This window comes from Agrobacterium sp. 22-3639C2 (assembly GCF_053522105.1).
Genome location: NZ_JBNWDB010000006.1, coordinates 257,949 through 273,727 on the forward strand (window position 1 = coordinate 257,949; position 15,779 = coordinate 273,727).

The 15,779-nt window shown below is 59.6% G+C and carries 17 protein-coding genes; 12 read left to right on the forward strand and 5 right to left on the reverse strand.

Features of this window, described 5'->3' with window-relative positions; translation table 11 throughout:
* Nucleotides 1-10: 10 nt before the first annotated feature.
* The 4 genes from ACQZ6D_RS24500 to hemC form a co-directional block, all read right to left on the reverse strand.
* Nucleotides 11-1,618: a heme biosynthesis protein HemY gene (locus ACQZ6D_RS24500; RefSeq protein WP_025594560.1), complete on the reverse strand. Its 1,608-nt coding sequence runs from the start codon at nt 1,616-1,618 to the stop codon at nt 11-13.
* 3 nt (nt 1,619-1,621) lie between these two features.
* Nucleotides 1,622-3,064, reverse strand: a complete 1,443-nt coding sequence (locus ACQZ6D_RS24505; protein WP_065662991.1) for a COG4223 family protein — start codon at nt 3,062-3,064, stop codon at nt 1,622-1,624.
* A gap of 73 nt (nt 3,065-3,137) precedes the next feature.
* Entirely contained in the window at nt 3,138-3,878 is a 741-nt protein-coding gene (locus tag ACQZ6D_RS24510; RefSeq protein ID WP_065705210.1) for a uroporphyrinogen-III synthase, read from the reverse strand.
* 4 nt (nt 3,879-3,882) lie between these two features.
* Complete coding sequence (gene hemC / locus ACQZ6D_RS24515) at nt 3,883-4,812, reverse strand: hydroxymethylbilane synthase (protein ID WP_065705212.1); 930 nt, start codon at nt 4,810-4,812, stop codon at nt 3,883-3,885.
* A gap of 73 nt (nt 4,813-4,885) precedes the next feature.
* Here hemC and tsaD point away from each other — a divergent pair, with 73 nt between their 5' ends.
* From tsaD to ACQZ6D_RS24540, 5 genes are all read left to right on the forward strand, one after another.
* On the forward strand, nt 4,886-5,983 hold the full coding sequence (gene tsaD / locus ACQZ6D_RS24520; RefSeq protein WP_013636893.1) for a tRNA (adenosine(37)-N6)-threonylcarbamoyltransferase complex transferase subunit TsaD: 1,098 nt from the start codon (nt 4,886-4,888) through the stop codon (nt 5,981-5,983).
* The gene (locus tag ACQZ6D_RS24525) at nt 5,983-6,966 is read left to right on the forward strand and encodes an NAD(P)H-dependent glycerol-3-phosphate dehydrogenase (protein WP_065705214.1); all 984 of its coding nucleotides are present in this window, start codon (nt 5,983-5,985) and stop codon (nt 6,964-6,966) included. Before tsaD ends, ACQZ6D_RS24525 begins: the two co-directional genes overlap by 1 nt.
* Before the next feature lie 86 nt (nt 6,967-7,052).
* A complete protein-coding gene (locus ACQZ6D_RS24530) occupies nt 7,053-7,346 on the forward strand; it encodes a YciI-like protein (RefSeq protein ID WP_003516711.1) in 294 nt (97 codons plus the stop codon).
* Between the two features lie 6 nt (nt 7,347-7,352).
* Complete coding sequence (locus ACQZ6D_RS24535) at nt 7,353-7,796, forward strand: EVE domain-containing protein (RefSeq protein ID WP_003516712.1); 444 nt, start codon at nt 7,353-7,355, stop codon at nt 7,794-7,796.
* 7 nt (nt 7,797-7,803) lie between these two features.
* Complete coding sequence (locus tag ACQZ6D_RS24540; protein ID WP_448730148.1) at nt 7,804-8,448, forward strand: class I SAM-dependent methyltransferase; 645 nt, start codon at nt 7,804-7,806, stop codon at nt 8,446-8,448.
* Nucleotides 8,449-8,453: 5 nt separating this feature from the next.
* On the opposite strand, the gene ACQZ6D_RS24545 is transcribed toward ACQZ6D_RS24540, so the two are convergent.
* A complete protein-coding gene (locus ACQZ6D_RS24545; RefSeq protein ID WP_065705220.1) occupies nt 8,454-8,822 on the reverse strand; it encodes a hypothetical protein in 369 nt (122 codons plus the stop codon).
* Nucleotides 8,823-9,129: 307 nt separating this feature from the next.
* Here ACQZ6D_RS24545 and sdhC point away from each other — a divergent pair, with 307 nt between their 5' ends.
* From sdhC to mdh, 7 genes are all read left to right on the forward strand, one after another.
* Entirely contained in the window at nt 9,130-9,522 is a 393-nt protein-coding gene (gene sdhC, locus ACQZ6D_RS24550) for a succinate dehydrogenase, cytochrome b556 subunit (RefSeq protein ID WP_065705222.1), read from the forward strand.
* A gap of 14 nt (nt 9,523-9,536) precedes the next feature.
* On the forward strand, nt 9,537-9,917 hold the full coding sequence (gene sdhD / locus ACQZ6D_RS24555) for a succinate dehydrogenase, hydrophobic membrane anchor protein (protein WP_003516716.1): 381 nt from the start codon (nt 9,537-9,539) through the stop codon (nt 9,915-9,917).
* Nucleotides 9,918-9,924: 7 nt separating this feature from the next.
* On the forward strand, nt 9,925-11,766 hold the full coding sequence (gene sdhA / locus ACQZ6D_RS24560; RefSeq protein WP_013636888.1) for a succinate dehydrogenase flavoprotein subunit: 1,842 nt from the start codon (nt 9,925-9,927) through the stop codon (nt 11,764-11,766).
* Between the two features lie 15 nt (nt 11,767-11,781).
* Nucleotides 11,782-12,561: a succinate dehydrogenase iron-sulfur subunit gene (locus tag ACQZ6D_RS24565; protein ID WP_111782585.1), complete on the forward strand. Its 780-nt coding sequence runs from the start codon at nt 11,782-11,784 to the stop codon at nt 12,559-12,561.
* A gap of 205 nt (nt 12,562-12,766) precedes the next feature.
* Nucleotides 12,767-13,309: a protease inhibitor Inh/omp19 family protein gene (locus ACQZ6D_RS24570; protein ID WP_003516719.1), complete on the forward strand. Its 543-nt coding sequence runs from the start codon at nt 12,767-12,769 to the stop codon at nt 13,307-13,309.
* 87 nt (nt 13,310-13,396) lie between these two features.
* Complete coding sequence (gene zapE, locus ACQZ6D_RS24575; RefSeq protein ID WP_013636887.1) at nt 13,397-14,560, forward strand: cell division protein ZapE; 1,164 nt, start codon at nt 13,397-13,399, stop codon at nt 14,558-14,560.
* A 176-nt stretch (nt 14,561-14,736) separates the two neighbouring features.
* Nucleotides 14,737-15,699 (forward strand): malate dehydrogenase, encoded by a 963-nt coding sequence (gene mdh, locus ACQZ6D_RS24580; RefSeq protein WP_003516723.1) that lies wholly within the window; start codon nt 14,737-14,739, stop codon nt 15,697-15,699.
* The last annotated feature ends 80 nt before the right edge of the window (nt 15,700-15,779 follow it).

A 15,779-nucleotide genomic window follows, 5' to 3' on the forward strand; every position in this document is an offset into this window, starting at 1 on the left:
CGATAGCCTGTCAGAAGAGTTTTAGCCGGGTTTTGGGTTCGGCTTCCACGCCGGGTTTCTTGACGCCGGGATCATCCGGTGCACCACCGAAAAATGGCACTGGTTCTGTCTTCGCATCCGCTGGCCTGGCTTCCACCGGAACTTCATTTGTTGCCGGCTTTTTCTCCTTCGGGGCAGATACGTCCGGCTTGACCTCGATGGGTGCGGGTTTCGTCACAACAATGGGCTGAGGTGCCACTTCAACAACGATCGGGGTCGGAGCCTGTTCGGTCCTTGCCGGTGCTGCCGCAATCGCATTTTCGATTGTCAGGTCTTCGACAGGTCCTTCAAGCTGGCCAAAAGGCGCCTTCCACTCGAAGGCGTCGAGACGGCCCGTCACGGGCGAAACCGGAAGCCATTTTTCCGAAGTGACACCATCTGCCACCCAGACGGGATCACGCGGTGCGCGCAGCGCCTGCGCCATCCAGTAACGCACCCGCCCCTGATCGCCGGTTTCGGCTTCCTCGATGTCGGCCATCAGCAGGAAGATGCTTTCGCGCGGCTCGATCCGGGCGGCGGCTTCCGCTTTGGCACGCGCCTTGGCAAATTCCTTGGCGTCAAGAGCTGCCTGCGCCACGGCAAACAGGGATTCGATGTTGTTAGGTTTCAGGCTCTCAAGCCGTTCGGCACGTTTAAGGCGATCGATGGCCGTATCGCCGCTGCGCGCCCGAACATAGAGATCGGCGATCTGCGAGTGGGGATCGTTCTTCCATACCGGTTCCAGAACCGCTGCGGCCTTGCGCAGATTGTCTTCGCGCAGATAGGATTTTGCTGCGATCAATGCTGCGGGCACAAGGCTTTTTGCAAGCTTCAGGGCTTGTTTTGCGTCTTCGCGCGCGCCCACCGGGTCGCTCTCCAGTTTTTCACCGGCCTTTGCGGTAAGAAGCACAGCTTTCAGCCGCTCCGCCTCGCCGCGTTGGATGACGCCTGCTGCTTTTTGCTGGTCGAGCAGGCGGATCGCGTCATCCCACTCGCCGTTGCGGCAGCGGGTTTCCAGCGTCGCCTGTGCTGCCCAAGGCAGGTAGGGGGCTTTTTCGGCTGCGTCCTCGGCATATTGCTGGGCTGCTTCATGGGCTCCCTGTCGGCGCGCCTCGATATAAAGGCCGCGAAGGCCAAGTTCGCGGGTTTCAGGATCGCGGGCCATCGCCTCGAATTTGCGCCGCGCCTCGTCATATTTGCCTTCGATGAGGTCGGCCTGCGCATCGAGCAGGTGGATCAGCGGCTCCTGATCAGCACTGAGAAGCCCCTGCGTGCGGGCCGTCATCTTGCGGGCCAGAATGGCATTGCCGGCGCCGGCAGCGATGAGGCCGGTGGAGAGCGCCTGATAACCTCGGTCGCGCTTGCGGGCGCGAAAATAGCGTCGTGCCGCGTTCGGCGATGTCCATATGGCATTGACGACCCACCAGACCAGCATGACGGCCGCAACCAGTGCAGCAACGATGGAGGCGGCGACCATCAGGCTCATTTCGATCAGCTGGCCCTGCCAGACGATTGAGAGGACACCGGGCCTATCCGCCAGCCAGGAGAAACCGAAACCGAGCGCCAGAACGATGAGGACGAAAGTCAGAATTCTGGTCATGCCTTACCCCTGCTTGCCGGTGCTGGTGATGGCGCGGTTTAACGTGCCTCCCACCAGGTTTTCGACCTCGATGCGCGCATCCAGAGATTTTTTATAGTCGGCGGATGCTGTCTTGGCGGCCTCGGGAAGCCCATTCCATTCAAGTGCCGCACCCTGCAGATCTCCGTTGCGCAACTTGTTTTCCATGCGCGCGATCATGGCGTCGGGGGTCTCGCCTTCGATGTTTCCGACGGGGCGGACCTTCACCAGCGAAAAGGCGCTTTCCGTCAGACGTTCCATGATGCCCTGATTGGGGTCGGGCCGATTGATCGCCGAGAGCATCGCATTCGCAACGTCGGGGAATTTCTGCATCAGCTCCGAGCGCGACGGCACGCCGGTTGCGGCGAAAGACTGCAAGGATGCGATTGCCGGATCGTCCGGGGTTACCTTAGACAATGTGTCGAGTTCAGTGAGGAACGGCCCACCGCGATCGATCGCGGCTTTCAGTGCGGCCGACGCAATGGCGCGGGCGACTTCTATATCGTCGCGCGGTTCATTGATCTTGGTTTCCGCGTCAGTCAGGCGGCGTGTCAGCTCCGCCGTTGCTGAGGCCTGCGCGGAACGCTCTGACGTGAGCGCGGATTCCAGCGCGGTTATTTTTTCCGAAAGTGCGTCCACCTGCGGGGCTTCGCCCTTTGCGCCCTCAAGAGCGGCGATGCGCTGTTCCAGCGCCGAGGTATCCCCTCCTGCCGCGGGAACATTGGCGAGCTGCTGACGCAGGCTCCCTAGCTCGGTTCTCAATGCGGCAATCTCATCGCTTCCGGTCTTGCTCACATTAAACGAGGGCAGAATGCCGGCATATTGCATGCTGCCGGCAGCTGCGAGCGCCACAAGGCCACCCACGATACCCGCCGCGATCACACCGGAGGTTGCCGCCTGTTTGCGCTCGGGGTGCTGTGGCGTGGATGGCTTGGCCGGTCCGGAGGATGACGCGCCTGTCGATGGCTTTGCACCAGTAGTCGCGCTTCCGGATGCTGCGGACGACGATGTGGAAGCAAAAGTCGCAGGCTTTGCGCCCGCCGCGGAAGCGGAAGCAGCGTTTGCGTCAGTCGCGCTGGTCACCGGTTTCGCTTCGGCTTTTGGCGAAGTTGTCTCGGGCTGTTTGTCGGCAGGTTTTTCCACCTGGGGCTTGCCGGTTGCCGGTTCTGCCTTGTGAACGTTCGGTGCAGGCTCCATGGGTGTTTTATGCGTCTGTTCCCAAACGGGAGCCGGGCTGGACGTTTCGGCTGCTTCTGGCTTGGGAGGAACGTTTGGCTGAGCTGCTGCCGGTGTCGTCTCGCCGGTCTTGTCATCAGTCTTCGCAGCATCCACGTCGGCGGAAATTGCTTTCACGTCTTTTGCGTCCAGGTCGATGGTGACCGGTTCGGCGTTTGACTTGGAGTGGCGTGGCGGCTTTCCCGATACCATGACAACCTCATTTCTGCCTGCAATAGTCTAAACCTAGTCAGTGACGGCGGCAAAGGAAAGAGGCGAGCCTGAATTAGGTTCCAGACTTTCGGTGGAGAAGTTCAAACATGGCTGCCTCGTTTGCCCCTTCGGCGGCTGCGGCGTTCGCGCGGAAGATTTCCGGAACCAGTGAAAGCACATTGCGGCTGATGCAGACGAATTGTGTGGTGGTCAGCGCCGCCACATATTTTTCCGACGATGCGTGGCGGAAAAAGGCCCGTGCGGCTTCCGACGAATAGAGCAGGACCACATCGGCAGCTGTCTTCACAAGCGCTGTCTCGAGCATATCGTCTGAAAGATCTGACGGCTGCATTTCGTAACAATCGACGGTTCGGAAGGAAATTCCCGCAGCGGCAATGCCGTCCTCGAACACGGCGCCTCGCGGCGTGCCGGCAAGATAGAGCAATGGATCTGTGCTCTCCGTTAGGGGGCGATGCTCCGAGACAAGCCCCGCGAGAGCCACCGCATCGCCAGATCCGGTGAGGATGTTTTGGAAGCCAACTTCCCTCGCCGCTTCCGCCGTCGCCTCGCCGACGGCGAAAAGCGGTTTCGAAAGATGGGGCGCAAGTCGGTGGCGGAAATCTCTAAGCGCCCGCAAGGCCTCGGCGCTGGTCACGGCGATGGCCGACAGCGGCTCCGATAGCGCTGATATTGCGCGCTCGCCGTGGTGGACAGGATGAAACAGCGGAAGAAGCACCGGCTCGTGACCGAGGGCTTCAAGCTTTGCGGCCGTCTTTTCGCCCGAACGAAGCGGCCGGGTGACGACGATCCGCATCGGCTCAGCTCCAGCCGTCAAAGAAGTTGCTGCCTGCCCTGGCGCGCACGTCTTCACCGGCCTTGCGACCCAAGTCCTTGGCATCCTTGCGAGCACCGGAAATCTCGACGCTGTGGCTCGTCTGTCCGTCCGGTGTGAGAATCAGGCCGGAGAAATGAAGTTCCTCGCCGTGGCAGGTAGCAAAGCCTGCAATCGGGGTGCGACATGAACCATCGAGGGCGGCCAGAAAGGCGCGCTCGCAGGTAACGGCATCGGAGGTGGGTATGTCGTTGATAGGTGAAAGCAACTCGTCCATGCGTGTGTCGCGAATACGACTCTCGACGCAGATCGCGCCCTGCGCGGGGGCTGGTGGAAATTCCTTCGGGTCGAGAATGTCCGTCGGGACGTTCTCCATGCCCAGCCGTTTCAGGCCGGCAAAGGCGAGAAGCGTGGCATCCGCCTGGCCTTCCTCCAGTTTGCGCAGGCGGGTTTCGACCTGGCCGCGAAAGATGATGACGCTCAGGTCCGGACGCAGGCGGCGGATCAGCGCTTGGCGGCGCAAGGATGCGGAGCCGACAACGGCGCCCTGCGGTAGTTCCAGAAGCTTTGGTGCGGTGCGACCAATAAAGGCGTCGCGCATATCCTCGCGCGGTAGGAAAGCGGAAAGATAAAGGCCCTTCGGCAAAACGGTCGGCATGTCCTTGGAGGAATGCACGGCAATATCGAGCTCGCCGGAAAGAAGCTGGCTCTCCAGTTCTTCCGTGAACAGACCCTTGCCGCCGATCTCCGACAAAGCGCGGTCGGTTATCCGGTCACCCTTGGTGGAAAGCACGACGATTTCGAACATATCTTCCGGCAGACCGTGTGCCGACATCAGCCGGTTACGGGTCTCGTAAGCCTGTGCGAGCGCCAGAGGGCTGCCGCGCGTGCCGATTCGGAAAGGTTTTGTTTGCATCCGCGTCTATCCATTGTTACCGGAGTTGTCTTAGACCAACTCAGCGCATGATCGCAATGAACGAACAGAATTGATGACCCCCTTTCTTCGTATCCTCGGCATAGAGACAAGCTGTGACGAAACCGCTGCATCCATTGTGGTTCGGCATGCGGACGGACGTGGCGAGATCGTGTCCGACGTCGTTTTGTCGCAGCTTGAGGAACACAGCGCCTATGGCGGCGTGGTGCCCGAAATTGCTGCCCGCGCCCATGTCGAGGCGCTGGACACGCTGGTGGAAGAAGCGCTGGAACAGGCGGGTGTCACCCTTGCGGACGTCGATGCCATCGCGGCCACATCCGGCCCCGGCCTCATTGGCGGTCTGCTGGTGGGCCTGATGACCGGCAAGGCGATTGCGAAGGCTGCAGACAAGCCGCTTTACGCCATCAACCATCTCGAAGGCCATGCGCTGACGGCGCGTCTGACCGACGGTCTTTCCTTCCCCTATCTGATGCTGCTGGTCTCCGGCGGCCACACCCAGCTTGTGCTGGTTCGCGGTGTGGGTGAATACGAGCGCTGGGGTACGACCATTGATGACGCGCTTGGGGAAGCCTTCGACAAGACTGCGAAGCTTCTGGGATTGCCCTATCCCGGCGGGCCTGCGGTTGAAAAGGCAGCAGCGAAAGGCAACCCTGACCGTTTTGCACTACCGCGCCCGATGGTCGGCGAGACGAGACTCGATTTTTCCTTCTCCGGTCTGAAGACAGCGGTGCGGCAGGCGGCAACCGCGATCGCTCCGCTTTCGGATCAGGATATTGCCGATATCTGCGCCTCCTTCCAGAAGGCGGTGTCACGCACGCTCAAGGACCGTATCGGCCGTGGCCTTGCCCGCTTTAAGGAAGAGTTTCCGCATCTCGAGACGGAGCCCGCTTTGGTCGTGGCCGGCGGCGTTGCCGCCAATACGGAAATCCGCCAGACCCTCCAGGCGCTTTGTGATGCCCACGGGTTCCGCTTTGTCGCACCGCCGCACCGGCTCTGCACCGACAATGCCGCGATGATTGCCTGGGCCGGGCTGGAGCGGATGGCATGCGGCCGGGAACCCGATGCGCTGGAGATCGCGCCGCGCTCGCGCTGGCCGCTTGATGGCAGCGCGGAGACATTGATCGGTTTCGGCAAAAGGGGAGCCAAGGCCTGATGCAGCGGGAGAAAATCGTCGTCATCGGCGCTGGCGCCTTCGGAACCGCGCTCGCCGTCGTCATCGCGCTGGAGAACCGGCATGACGTGACCCTGCTCGGCCGTGATCCGTCCCTGATGGCCGATCTCAGGGCTGATCGTATTCACGAGGCTGTCCTGCCGGGTGTAGACCTGCCGGATGCGCTGGAATTTTCCGTTGAGCCGGATGTACTGGCCGATGCAGGCATCGTGTTGTTTGCCATGCCCTCTCAGGCCCATGCCGATGCGGCGCGCCATTACGGTCCTTATCTGGCTAATGATTGTATCATCGTTACCTGCGCCAAGGGCATCGACCGGGTGTCCGGCCGGCTGCTGACGGAACTTCTGGAAGCGGAACTGCCGCATCATCCAATCGCCGTTCTCTCCGGTCCGGGGTTTGCGGCCGATATCGCGCGCGGACTGCCGACGGCGATGGCGATAGCGGCGGAAGACGCTGTCATCGCCGAGCGGCTGGCGACCACGATTTCCGGCAGAACCTTCAGGCTTTATGCCTCGACCGACCGCACGGGCGTGCAGCTTGGCGGAGCGCTAAAGAATGTGCTCGCCATTGCCGCCGGCATCGTTGAAGGTGCGGGCCTCGGCGATTCCGCACGGGCGGCGTTGATTTCGCGGGGGCTTGCCGAGATGTCGCGTCTGGTCGTTGCCATGGGCGGCAAGGCCGATACCGTGCGCGGTCTTTCCGGCCTTGGTGATCTCGTGCTGACCGCCACAAGCCACCAGTCGCGAAACCTGCGTTTCGGCATCGCGCTTGGCCGGGGCGAAGGCAAGGACATGTCCGGCGGGCTGGTGGAGGGCGCCTTTGCGGCAGCCGTTGCCGCCCGGCTCGGCGAACATCACGCTGTCGACATGCCGGTGACCGAGGCGGTTGCGGCCATCATCGACGGCAATCTGGACGTGGCGAGCGCCATGCAACAATTGATGACAAGGCCCATCACCACTGAATGAGTGTGGCCTTCGAATAGTTTTTACGCATGTCCTGGTCCCAAAACCGCTTACACTTTTGGGAGACATGCGCCAGCGAGGAGACGAAAATGCTGTTTGCCTTTATCTGCAAGGACAAGCCCGGCCATCTGAACGTGCGCATGGACACGCGCCCGGCTCATCTGGAGCACCTGAACAAATTGAACGCCGAAGGCACGCTGAAGATTGCCGGACCGTTTCTGGATGCCGAAGGCAAGCCGAATGGCAGCCTTGTCATCGTGGAAGCTGCCGACATCGATGCGGCCAAGGCCCTTGCCGATGCCGATCCCTATGCAAAGGCCGGCCTGTTCGAAAGCGTGGATGTGAAGCCCTATAACTGGGTCTTCAACAATCCGGGGGCGTGACCGGCCATGGCGAATTACTGGCTTTACAAGTCTGAGCCGTTCAAATGGTCCTGGGAAATGCAGAAGGCCAAGGGCGAGGCCGGCGAAGAATGGACCGGCGTGCGCAATTATCAGGCCCGCAACAACATGCGCGCCATGAAAATCGGCGACAAGGGTTTTTTCTACCACTCGAATGAAGGGCTTGATGTCGTCGGCATCGTCGAAGTCTGCGCCCTTTCGCACCCGGATTCGACCGCAGAGGGCGATCTGAAGTGGGATTGCGTGGATATCCGCGCTGTTTGCGACATGCCTAAACCGGTTTCGCTGAAGGATGTGAAGGCCAATCCGAAACTCGAAAAGATGTCGCTGGTCACATCCATGCGGCTTTCGGTGCAGCCTGTGACGGAAGAGGAATATCTCGAAGTCTGCCGCATGGGTGGCCTTTCCAATCCACCGAAATCTCCGGACTGAGCTTTCGGTGAGGACCGATCCCGAACGCTTCATTCTCGACAATACCGGCATCATGCATCCACCACATGTGCCGGAATTGCGCCTTCATCTTGCGACCGAAGCGCATGAGCTGTGGCTGAAGACGGAGGAGGAGTTGGAAGAGATCGGCCTGCCGCCGCCATTCTGGGCTTTCGCCTGGGCTGGTGGACAGGGGCTTGCCCGCTACGTTCTCGATCATCCTGAAAGTGTCTCCGGCAAACGTGTGCTGGATTTCGCCAGCGGTTCCGGACTGGTCGCCATTGCCGCCGTAAAGGCGGGCGCCGCGGCTGTTGTCGCCGCCGATATCGATCCGTGGACGGAAACGGCCATTCGGCTTAATGCGGCTCTCAATGGTGTGGCCATCGATTTTACCGGCCGCAATCTGGTTGGGACGCCGGTTGAGGCGGATGTTCTGCTGGCGGGCGACGTGTTTTATGATCGCGCCTTTGCCGATCTCCTCGTGGCTTGGTTTCTGGAGCTGGCGGATAGGGGCGTGACCGTGCTCGTCGGCGATCCGGGACGGGCCTACCTGCCCAAACAGCGCCTTTACGCCGAGGCAACCTATCAGGTGCCGGTGACGCGGGCTCTGGAAGACAGTGAAGTCAAAAAGACCACCGTCTGGCGTTTTGTCTGATTATATCAGGGCCTGATGATGCAGACGCCGTGCTGGTAATCGCAGGCGTCGCCTGCCGTTTCGGCGCGGACGTTGATGATTTTCGCCTTCGGTGCCAGCTGCGCGCCCATATTGACGGTTGCGCCTTGTCGCGAAAGCCCACCATTGATCGCGAAATAATTGCCGTTCCCACGGACCCTCAAGGCGGATATTCCACCCACATAAGTGCCGCCGGTAAGGGTTGAGGGCAGTCCGTCCGTGGAGAAGCTCAACTGTGACTGACGATGCTGATAATGGTGGCGACTATAAAAATCACCTGCCGCAGCAGGAGGCAGTGCCGTGAAAATAATGCCTGCAGTCATCACCGCAAGAGCTGCGATTCGACGCTGTAACATGAGCCTCATTCTCCGGATTTTTTTCGGTTAACGAATAGTAAATTACATGATTTCGAAATTACGTAAAGGTAAATATTTTGAAGGCGTAAATCTTGGAAATGCTCGTTTTTTTATTTTCGAGCAAAAAAATTCCAAAAAAAATTCGTGAACCAATCGATTAAATTGGAATCGGTCATGAAATGTGCTTGTCGTGATGCTCCCATGTGATTAAACGTCGCGGTTGGTGCAATGCACATTCTTTCGTCATGTGCTGTTGCTTGGGGGCGCCCGATCTGACGGGTGCACGGGAAAACGCCGCGAGGTTCTGATGGCGAACGTGACAAATAACCGGCCTCTGTCGCCGCATCTTCAAATTTACAAGCCGATTCCGACGATGGTTGCATCCATCGTGCACCGCATCACGGGTGCGGCGCTTTATTTCGGAACGCTTCTTGTCGCCTGGTGGCTTATCGCACTTGCTTCCGGCCCTGCCTATTACGACTGGGTCAGCTGGGCAATGGATACGATCATCGGCAAGCTTATCCTGATCGGATATACCTGGGCTCTCGTTCACCACATGCTGGGCGGCCTTCGCCACTTCATGTGGGACCTCGGCCATGGCTTCGAGAAGAACTTCAACACGAAACTCGCCAAGGCGACCTTTGTAGCGTCGATCTGTCTGACCGCGCTGATCTGGGTCATCGCCCTGATCGTGCGCTAAGGAGATAGCCTGTCATGGATATGCGTACACCTCTCGGAAAGGTTCGTGGCCTCGGCTCCGCCAAGGAAGGCACCGACCATTTCTGGCGCCAGCGCCTTACGGCCGTCGCCAACGTGCCCTTGCTGATCTTCTTCGTGGTCTTTCTCATCAAATATGCCGGCGCTCCCTATCCGGAAGTTGCGGCGGCGCTTTCCAACCCTCTCGTTGCGGTCATCATGGGTCTGGTGCTGGTTTCCGGCCTCATTCACATGAAGCTCGGCATGCAGGTCATCATCGAAGACTACGTGCACGGCGAGGTTTCGAAGCTCGTTCTTCTGATGCTCAATACGTTTTTCGCGGTTCTCATTGGCGGTCTTTGCATCTTCGCCATTCTGAAAATCGCATTCGCAGGATAAATCGGCCATGGCATCGATCAGTTCACCTTCCCAGAATGGCAAGGCTTACACCTACGTCGATCACTCCTATGACGTGATCGTGGTGGGCGCCGGCGGCGCGGGTCTGCGCGCAACGCTCGGCATGGCGGAACAGGGGTTCCGCACGGCCTGCATCACCAAGGTTTTCCCGACGCGCTCCCACACGGTCGCGGCGCAGGGCGGTATCGCCGCTTCTCTCACCAACATGACACCCGACTGTTGGCAGTGGCACCTTTACGACACCGTAAAGGGCTCCGACTGGCTGGGCGACGTCGACGCGATGCAATATCTCGCCATGGAAGCGCCAAAGGCGGTCTATGAGCTGGAGCATTACGGCGTGCCCTTCTCGCGTAATGCCGAAGGCAAGATCTACCAGCGCCCGTTTGGCGGCCATATGCAGAACTACGGCGAAGGCCCGCCGGTGCAGCGCACCTGTGCCGCTGCCGACCGTACCGGCCACGCCATTCTGCACACGCTTTACGGCCAGTCGCTGCGTAACAATGCGGAATTCTTCATCGAATATTTCGCGCTCGACCTCATTATGGCGCCCGATGGCCGCTGCACCGGCGTCGTGGCGTGGAACCTTGATGACGGCACGATCCATCGCTTCTCCGCCAAGATGGTGGTGCTGGCGACCGGTGGTTACGGCCGCGCCTATTTCTCGGCAACGTCTGCCCATACCTGCACCGGCGACGGCGGCGGTATGATCGCACGTGCCGGCCTGCCGCTTCAGGATATGGAATTCGTTCAGTTCCACCCGACCGGCATTTACGGCGCGGGCTGCTTGATCACCGAAGGCGCGCGCGGCGAGGGCGGTTATCTCGTCAACTCCGAAGGCGAGCGCTTCATGGAGCGTTATGCTCCTTCGGCGAAGGACCTTGCTTCGCGTGACGTGGTATCTCGCTGCATGACCATGGAAATCCGCGAGGGTCGTGGCGTCGGCAAGAACAAGGACCACATCTTCCTGCATCTCGATCACCTTGATCCGGCGATCCTGCATGAGCGTCTTCCGGGCATCTCCGAAAGCGCCAAGATTTTCGCCGGCGTTGACGTGACGCGCGAGCCGATCCCGGTCCTGCCGACCGTTCACTACAATATGGGCGGCATTCCGACCAACTATTGGGGCGAAGTGCTGAACGCCAACGCCGAGAACCCGGAACGCATCGCTCCCGGCCTGATGGCCGTTGGCGAAGCCGGTTGCGCCTCGGTTCACGGCGCGAACCGTCTCGGCTCCAACTCGCTGATCGACCTTGTGGTCTTCGGCCGTGCTGCCGCCATCCGTGCAGCCCAGGTCATCGACCGCGATGCGCCGGTTCCGGCTCTCGACACGGCTGCCTGCGACAAGATCATGGATCGCTTCGACAGCCTGCGTTATGCCAACGGCTCGACGCCGACGGCGGTGCTGCGTGACAAGATGCAGCGCGCCATGCAGGACGATGCCGCCGTATTCCGGACACAGGAATCGCTGGAAAGCGGTTGCCAGCGCATTTCCGCCATCTGGAAGGAACTGCCTGACGTCAAGGTTACCGACCGGTCGATGGTCTGGAACTCCGATCTGGTGGAAACGCTCGAGCTGCACAATCTGATGGCCAACGCGATCACCACGGTCTACGGCGCGGAAGCGCGCAAGGAAAGCCGCGGTTCGCATGCCCGCGAGGATTTCGTCGATGGTCCGTTCGGCGGTCGCGACGACGTGAACTGGCGCAAGCACACGCTTGCCTGGGTCAGCCCTGAAGGTGATGTCAAGCTCGACTACCGCCCTGTTCACACCGACCTGATTGCCGACGGCATCGATCCGAAAAAGATCGAGCCGAAGGCTCGCGTCTACTGATTTGAGGAACTGGATATGGTTGAACTCGCTCTCCCCAAGAATTCCCAGATCAGCGAAGGCAAAGTCTGGCCGAAGCCGGATGGTGCCAAGAACGTTCGCGAATACCGGATCTATCGCTGGAACCCGGATGATGGCCAGAACCCGCGCATCGATACCTATTATATCGATATCGACGATTGCGGGCCGATGGTTCTCGATGCGCTGCTGTACATCAAGAACAATATCGACCCGACGCTGACGCTGCGCCGCTCCTGCCGTGAAGGCATTTGCGGTTCCTGCGCTATGAACATCGACGGCACCAACACGCTCGCCTGCACCAAGGGCATGGAAGAGATCAAGGGAACGGTGAAGGTCTATCCGCTGCCGCATATGCCAGTGGTGAAGGACCTCGTTCCGGACCTATCGAACTTCTACGCGCAGCACCGCTCCATCGAGCCGTGGCTGAAGACGGTTTCGCCGGCGCCTGCCAAGGAATGGAAGCAGAGCCATGAGGACCGCCTGAAGCTCGACGGTCTCTACGAGTGCATTCTGTGCGCCTGCTGCTCCACTTCCTGTCCCAGCTACTGGTGGAACGGCGACCGTTACCTCGGCCCCGCCGTTCTGCTGCAAGCCTATCGCTGGCTGATCGACAGCCGCGACGAAGCGACCGGCGAACGTCTTGATGATCTCGAAGATCCGTTCCGTCTTTATCGCTGCCACACCATCATGAACTGTGCGCAGGCTTGCCCGAAGGGTCTCAACCCGGCCAAGGCGATCGCGGAAATCAAGAAGATGATGGTCGAGCGTCGCGTCTGAAGACGATTCGTTTGGACAGAAAATCTATCGGGCCGCGGTTTGGACTGCGGCCCTTTTTTACAACCGGGCGCGGGAAATTTCGGTAAAAATCGACCGAAATGGTAATTATCCCAGCCATCGCTTGCGCAAGATAAGGCTTTGGTAATAATTCAGCCTTCTTGTTTGATCATGGTCTTTCCGGAAGCGAGAGAATCGGGAGCTTGATATGCAATTCAGATATGTGGTGACGGGTCTTGCGGTTGTAATGAGCCTGGCCGGTTGCCAACGTACCTCCTACGATTACAACAACAACACCAGCAACAATCCCGGTTATACGCCGCCGTTGCAGGCACAGCCGGTTCCCTCCGTTCAGTCTGGCGCCCTGCCGCCACCCGGTGGTGCTTCCGGCAGTCAGTTCCCGTCGGCACCCGCTTCTGCGACGCCTGGCGGCACTGATATGGCGTCGGCCGCTCCGCCGACAACGGCGCTTGATGTCACCAAGGAATCCATGGTCGGCAACTGGCGCGTTTCCAATGGCGGCGCCAATTGCGACATGTTCCTGACGCTTACCAATCTCGGCAGCGGTTCTCGTGGCGGCACGCGTGGCTGCTCCGGCGAACTCACGGCGATGGGGTCATGGGAAGTGTCCGGCAAGATGGTCCTCTTCAAGAACCGTTCCGGCGATACGATCGGCCGCGTCTACAAGAGCGCCGATGCGCGTTTTGACGGCACGACGAATAGCGGCCAGCCGCTGAGCCTCAGCCGATAGAGCATCTCCGGTGCATCCGGATCGCCTCGCCTGTTTCAAGCCATTCCATTCGTCGCGGGCGTCCGTCCGCGACCGGGGCGCTTTTCCATGAAGCCATTGCCTGACTACAACCATAGTGTCGTTGAACAGCTCAACGCATTGACGGCAGCTGGCACCTTGCAGGCGGATGCCGCGCAACGCGGCGTTGCGGCCCACCTCGACCGTATCCTTGCCGATTTGAAAGCGCGCAAACCCGCCAGGAAAAAAAGCGCACTCGGCTGGATGTTCGCTCGCAAGGCTGGCCCGGCCGCCTTCGTCAAGGGACTGTATGTCCATGGCAGCGTTGGCCGCGGCAAGACGATGCTGATGGACATGTTCTACGAGATGGCGCCCGTCTCTTCCAAACGGCGCTGCCATTTTCACGAATTCATGGCTGATGTCCATAATCGCGTGCACGCGCATCGGCAGAAGCTCAAGAATGGCGAAACCAAGCAGGCCGATCCCATTCCTCCAGTGGCAGCCCAGCTTCTGGCGGAAGCGGAGCTTCTTTGCTTCGATGAGTTCACCGTCACGGATATTGCCGATGCGATGATCCTCGCCCGGCTGTTCAGCGAGCTTTTTGCCAATGGCTGCACATTGGTAACAACGTCCAATGTTGTGCCCGACAATCTTTACAAGGACGGGCTTAATCGCGGCCTGTTTCTGCCGTTTGTCGATTTGCTGAAGAAGCATGTGGAAGTGGTGACGCTGGACAGCCCCACCGATTACCGCATGGAAAAGCTGGAAAGCCTGCCGGTCTATGTCACGCCACTCGACGGTGCGGCGGATCAGGCGATGGATATGGCATGGCGGCACATGACCGGCGGCCATCTTGTCGCGCCGACTGAAATACCGATGAAGGGCCGCTCCATTCTGGTGCCGCGCGCCAGCGGCCGTGTGGCCCGCTTTTCCTTCTCCGACCTTTGCGAAAAGCCGCTCGGCGCTTCTGATTTTCTCGCGATAGCCAATCGTTTCGATACAGTCTTCATTGACCACATCCCGTTTCTCAATGCCGACAAACGGAACGAAACCAAGCGTTTTATCATTCTCATAGACGCGCTGTACGATCACAGCGTCCGCCTCTTCGCCTCCGCTGCGGCCATGCCCGAAGACCTGCTCGGCAAGCGCAAGGGCACCGAAGGTTTCGAGTTCGATCGCACCGCCTCGCGCCTGTTTGAGATGCGCAGTGCAGATTATCTGGTGCTCCACCATGAAAAACGGCAGAAAGTTTGACACTTTCGTGACGCATTCTCTTACGTTTACGTAAGAAAATAATGATCTAAACGATTGAAAATATTCATGCCAAAAGAATCTGTTGCCAATTTTGGTCAATGGGGCTAATCGAAGTGCGACAATTTGGCTGCCGGTGGCGTGGTGAAATTGAATTGAAGCTCTAGAGGAAGCATTCGATGGCTCGCAAAAAGATTGCACTTATTGGTTCTGGCATGATCGGCGGCACGCTGGCGCATCTCGCCAGCCTGAAGGAACTGGGCGATATCGTCCTCTTCGATATTGCCGACGGCATCCCGCAGGGCAAAGGTCTGGATATTGCCCAGTCCGGACCGGTTGAAGGTTTCAATGCCAAGCTCACTGGCGCGTCCGACTACGCTGCCATCGAAGGCGCTGATGTCTGCATCGTCACCGCAGGCGTCGCCCGCAAGCCCGGCATGAGCCGCGACGATCTTCTCGGCATCAATCTCAAGGTCATGGAGCAGGTCGGCGCCGGCATCAAGAAATATGCCCCGAACGCTTTCGTCATCTGCATCACCAACCCGCTGGACGCCATGGTCTGGGCGCTTCAGAAGTTTTCCGGTCTTCCGAAGAACAAGGTCGTCGGCATGGCCGGCGTTCTCGACAGCGCTCGCTTCCGCCTGTTCCTCGCCGAAGAGTTCAACGTTTCGGTTCAGGACGTAACAGCATTCGTTCTCGGCGGCCACGGCGATACGATGGTGCCTTTGGCGCGTTACTCCACCGTTGGCGGCATTCCGCTGACCGATCTCGTCAAGATGGGCTGGCTCACCGCCGAGCGTCTCGAAGAGATCATCCAGCGCACCCGCGACGGCGGTGCGGAAATCGTCGGCCTGCTCAAGACCGGCTCGGCCTATTACGCGCCAGCCGCTTCGGCGATCGAAATGGCTGAATCCTACCTCAAGGACAAGAAGCGCGTTCTGCCCGCTGCTGCCCATCTGTCGGGCCAGTACGGCGTGGACGATATGTATGTCGGCGTGCCCACCATCATCGGCGCCGGTGGTATCGAGCGCATCATCGAGATCGAGCTGAACAAGGATGAAGAAGCCGCCTTCCAGAAGTCCGTCGGCGCTGTTGCCGGTCTTTGCGAAGCCTGCATCAACATCGCTCCGTCGCTGAAGTAATAGCCTGACGCATCGGCGCAAAACCGGATTGGATTTTTGGAAGGCACGATGCGTAGATTCAACAGCTTGAAGCGCCCTGC

What these genes read in the sequence shown, in the direction of transcription:
- ACQZ6D_RS24565 (WP_111782585.1), top strand. Translation starts at nt 11,782, where the DNA reads ATGGTTGAACTCGCTCTCCCCAAGAATTCCCAGATCAGCGAAGGCAAA.
- ACQZ6D_RS24535 (WP_003516712.1), top strand. Translation starts at nt 7,353, where the DNA reads ATGGCGAATTACTGGCTTTACAAGTCTGAGCCGTTCAAATGGTCCTGG.
- tsaD (WP_013636893.1), top strand. Translation starts at nt 4,886, where the DNA reads ATGACCCCCTTTCTTCGTATCCTCGGCATAGAGACAAGCTGTGACGAA.
- ACQZ6D_RS24505 (WP_065662991.1), bottom strand. Translation starts at nt 3,064, where the DNA reads ATGGTATCGGGAAAGCCGCCACGCCACTCCAAGTCAAACGCCGAACCG.
- sdhC (WP_065705222.1), top strand. Translation starts at nt 9,130, where the DNA reads ATGGCGAACGTGACAAATAACCGGCCTCTGTCGCCGCATCTTCAAATT.
- sdhA (WP_013636888.1), top strand. Translation starts at nt 9,925, where the DNA reads ATGGCATCGATCAGTTCACCTTCCCAGAATGGCAAGGCTTACACCTAC.
- ACQZ6D_RS24545 (WP_065705220.1), bottom strand. Translation starts at nt 8,822, where the DNA reads ATGTTACAGCGTCGAATCGCAGCTCTTGCGGTGATGACTGCAGGCATT.
- ACQZ6D_RS24510 (WP_065705210.1), bottom strand. Translation starts at nt 3,878, where the DNA reads ATGCGGATCGTCGTCACCCGGCCGCTTCGTTCGGGCGAAAAGACGGCC.
- ACQZ6D_RS24530 (WP_003516711.1), top strand. Translation starts at nt 7,053, where the DNA reads ATGCTGTTTGCCTTTATCTGCAAGGACAAGCCCGGCCATCTGAACGTG.
- zapE (WP_013636887.1), top strand. Translation starts at nt 13,397, where the DNA reads ATGAAGCCATTGCCTGACTACAACCATAGTGTCGTTGAACAGCTCAAC.
- hemC (WP_065705212.1), bottom strand. Translation starts at nt 4,812, where the DNA reads ATGCAAACAAAACCTTTCCGAATCGGCACGCGCGGCAGCCCTCTGGCG.
- ACQZ6D_RS24500 (WP_025594560.1), bottom strand. Translation starts at nt 1,618, where the DNA reads ATGACCAGAATTCTGACTTTCGTCCTCATCGTTCTGGCGCTCGGTTTC.
- mdh (WP_003516723.1), top strand. Translation starts at nt 14,737, where the DNA reads ATGGCTCGCAAAAAGATTGCACTTATTGGTTCTGGCATGATCGGCGGC.
- ACQZ6D_RS24570 (WP_003516719.1), top strand. Translation starts at nt 12,767, where the DNA reads ATGCAATTCAGATATGTGGTGACGGGTCTTGCGGTTGTAATGAGCCTG.
- ACQZ6D_RS24525 (WP_065705214.1), top strand. Translation starts at nt 5,983, where the DNA reads ATGCAGCGGGAGAAAATCGTCGTCATCGGCGCTGGCGCCTTCGGAACC.
- sdhD (WP_003516716.1), top strand. Translation starts at nt 9,537, where the DNA reads ATGGATATGCGTACACCTCTCGGAAAGGTTCGTGGCCTCGGCTCCGCC.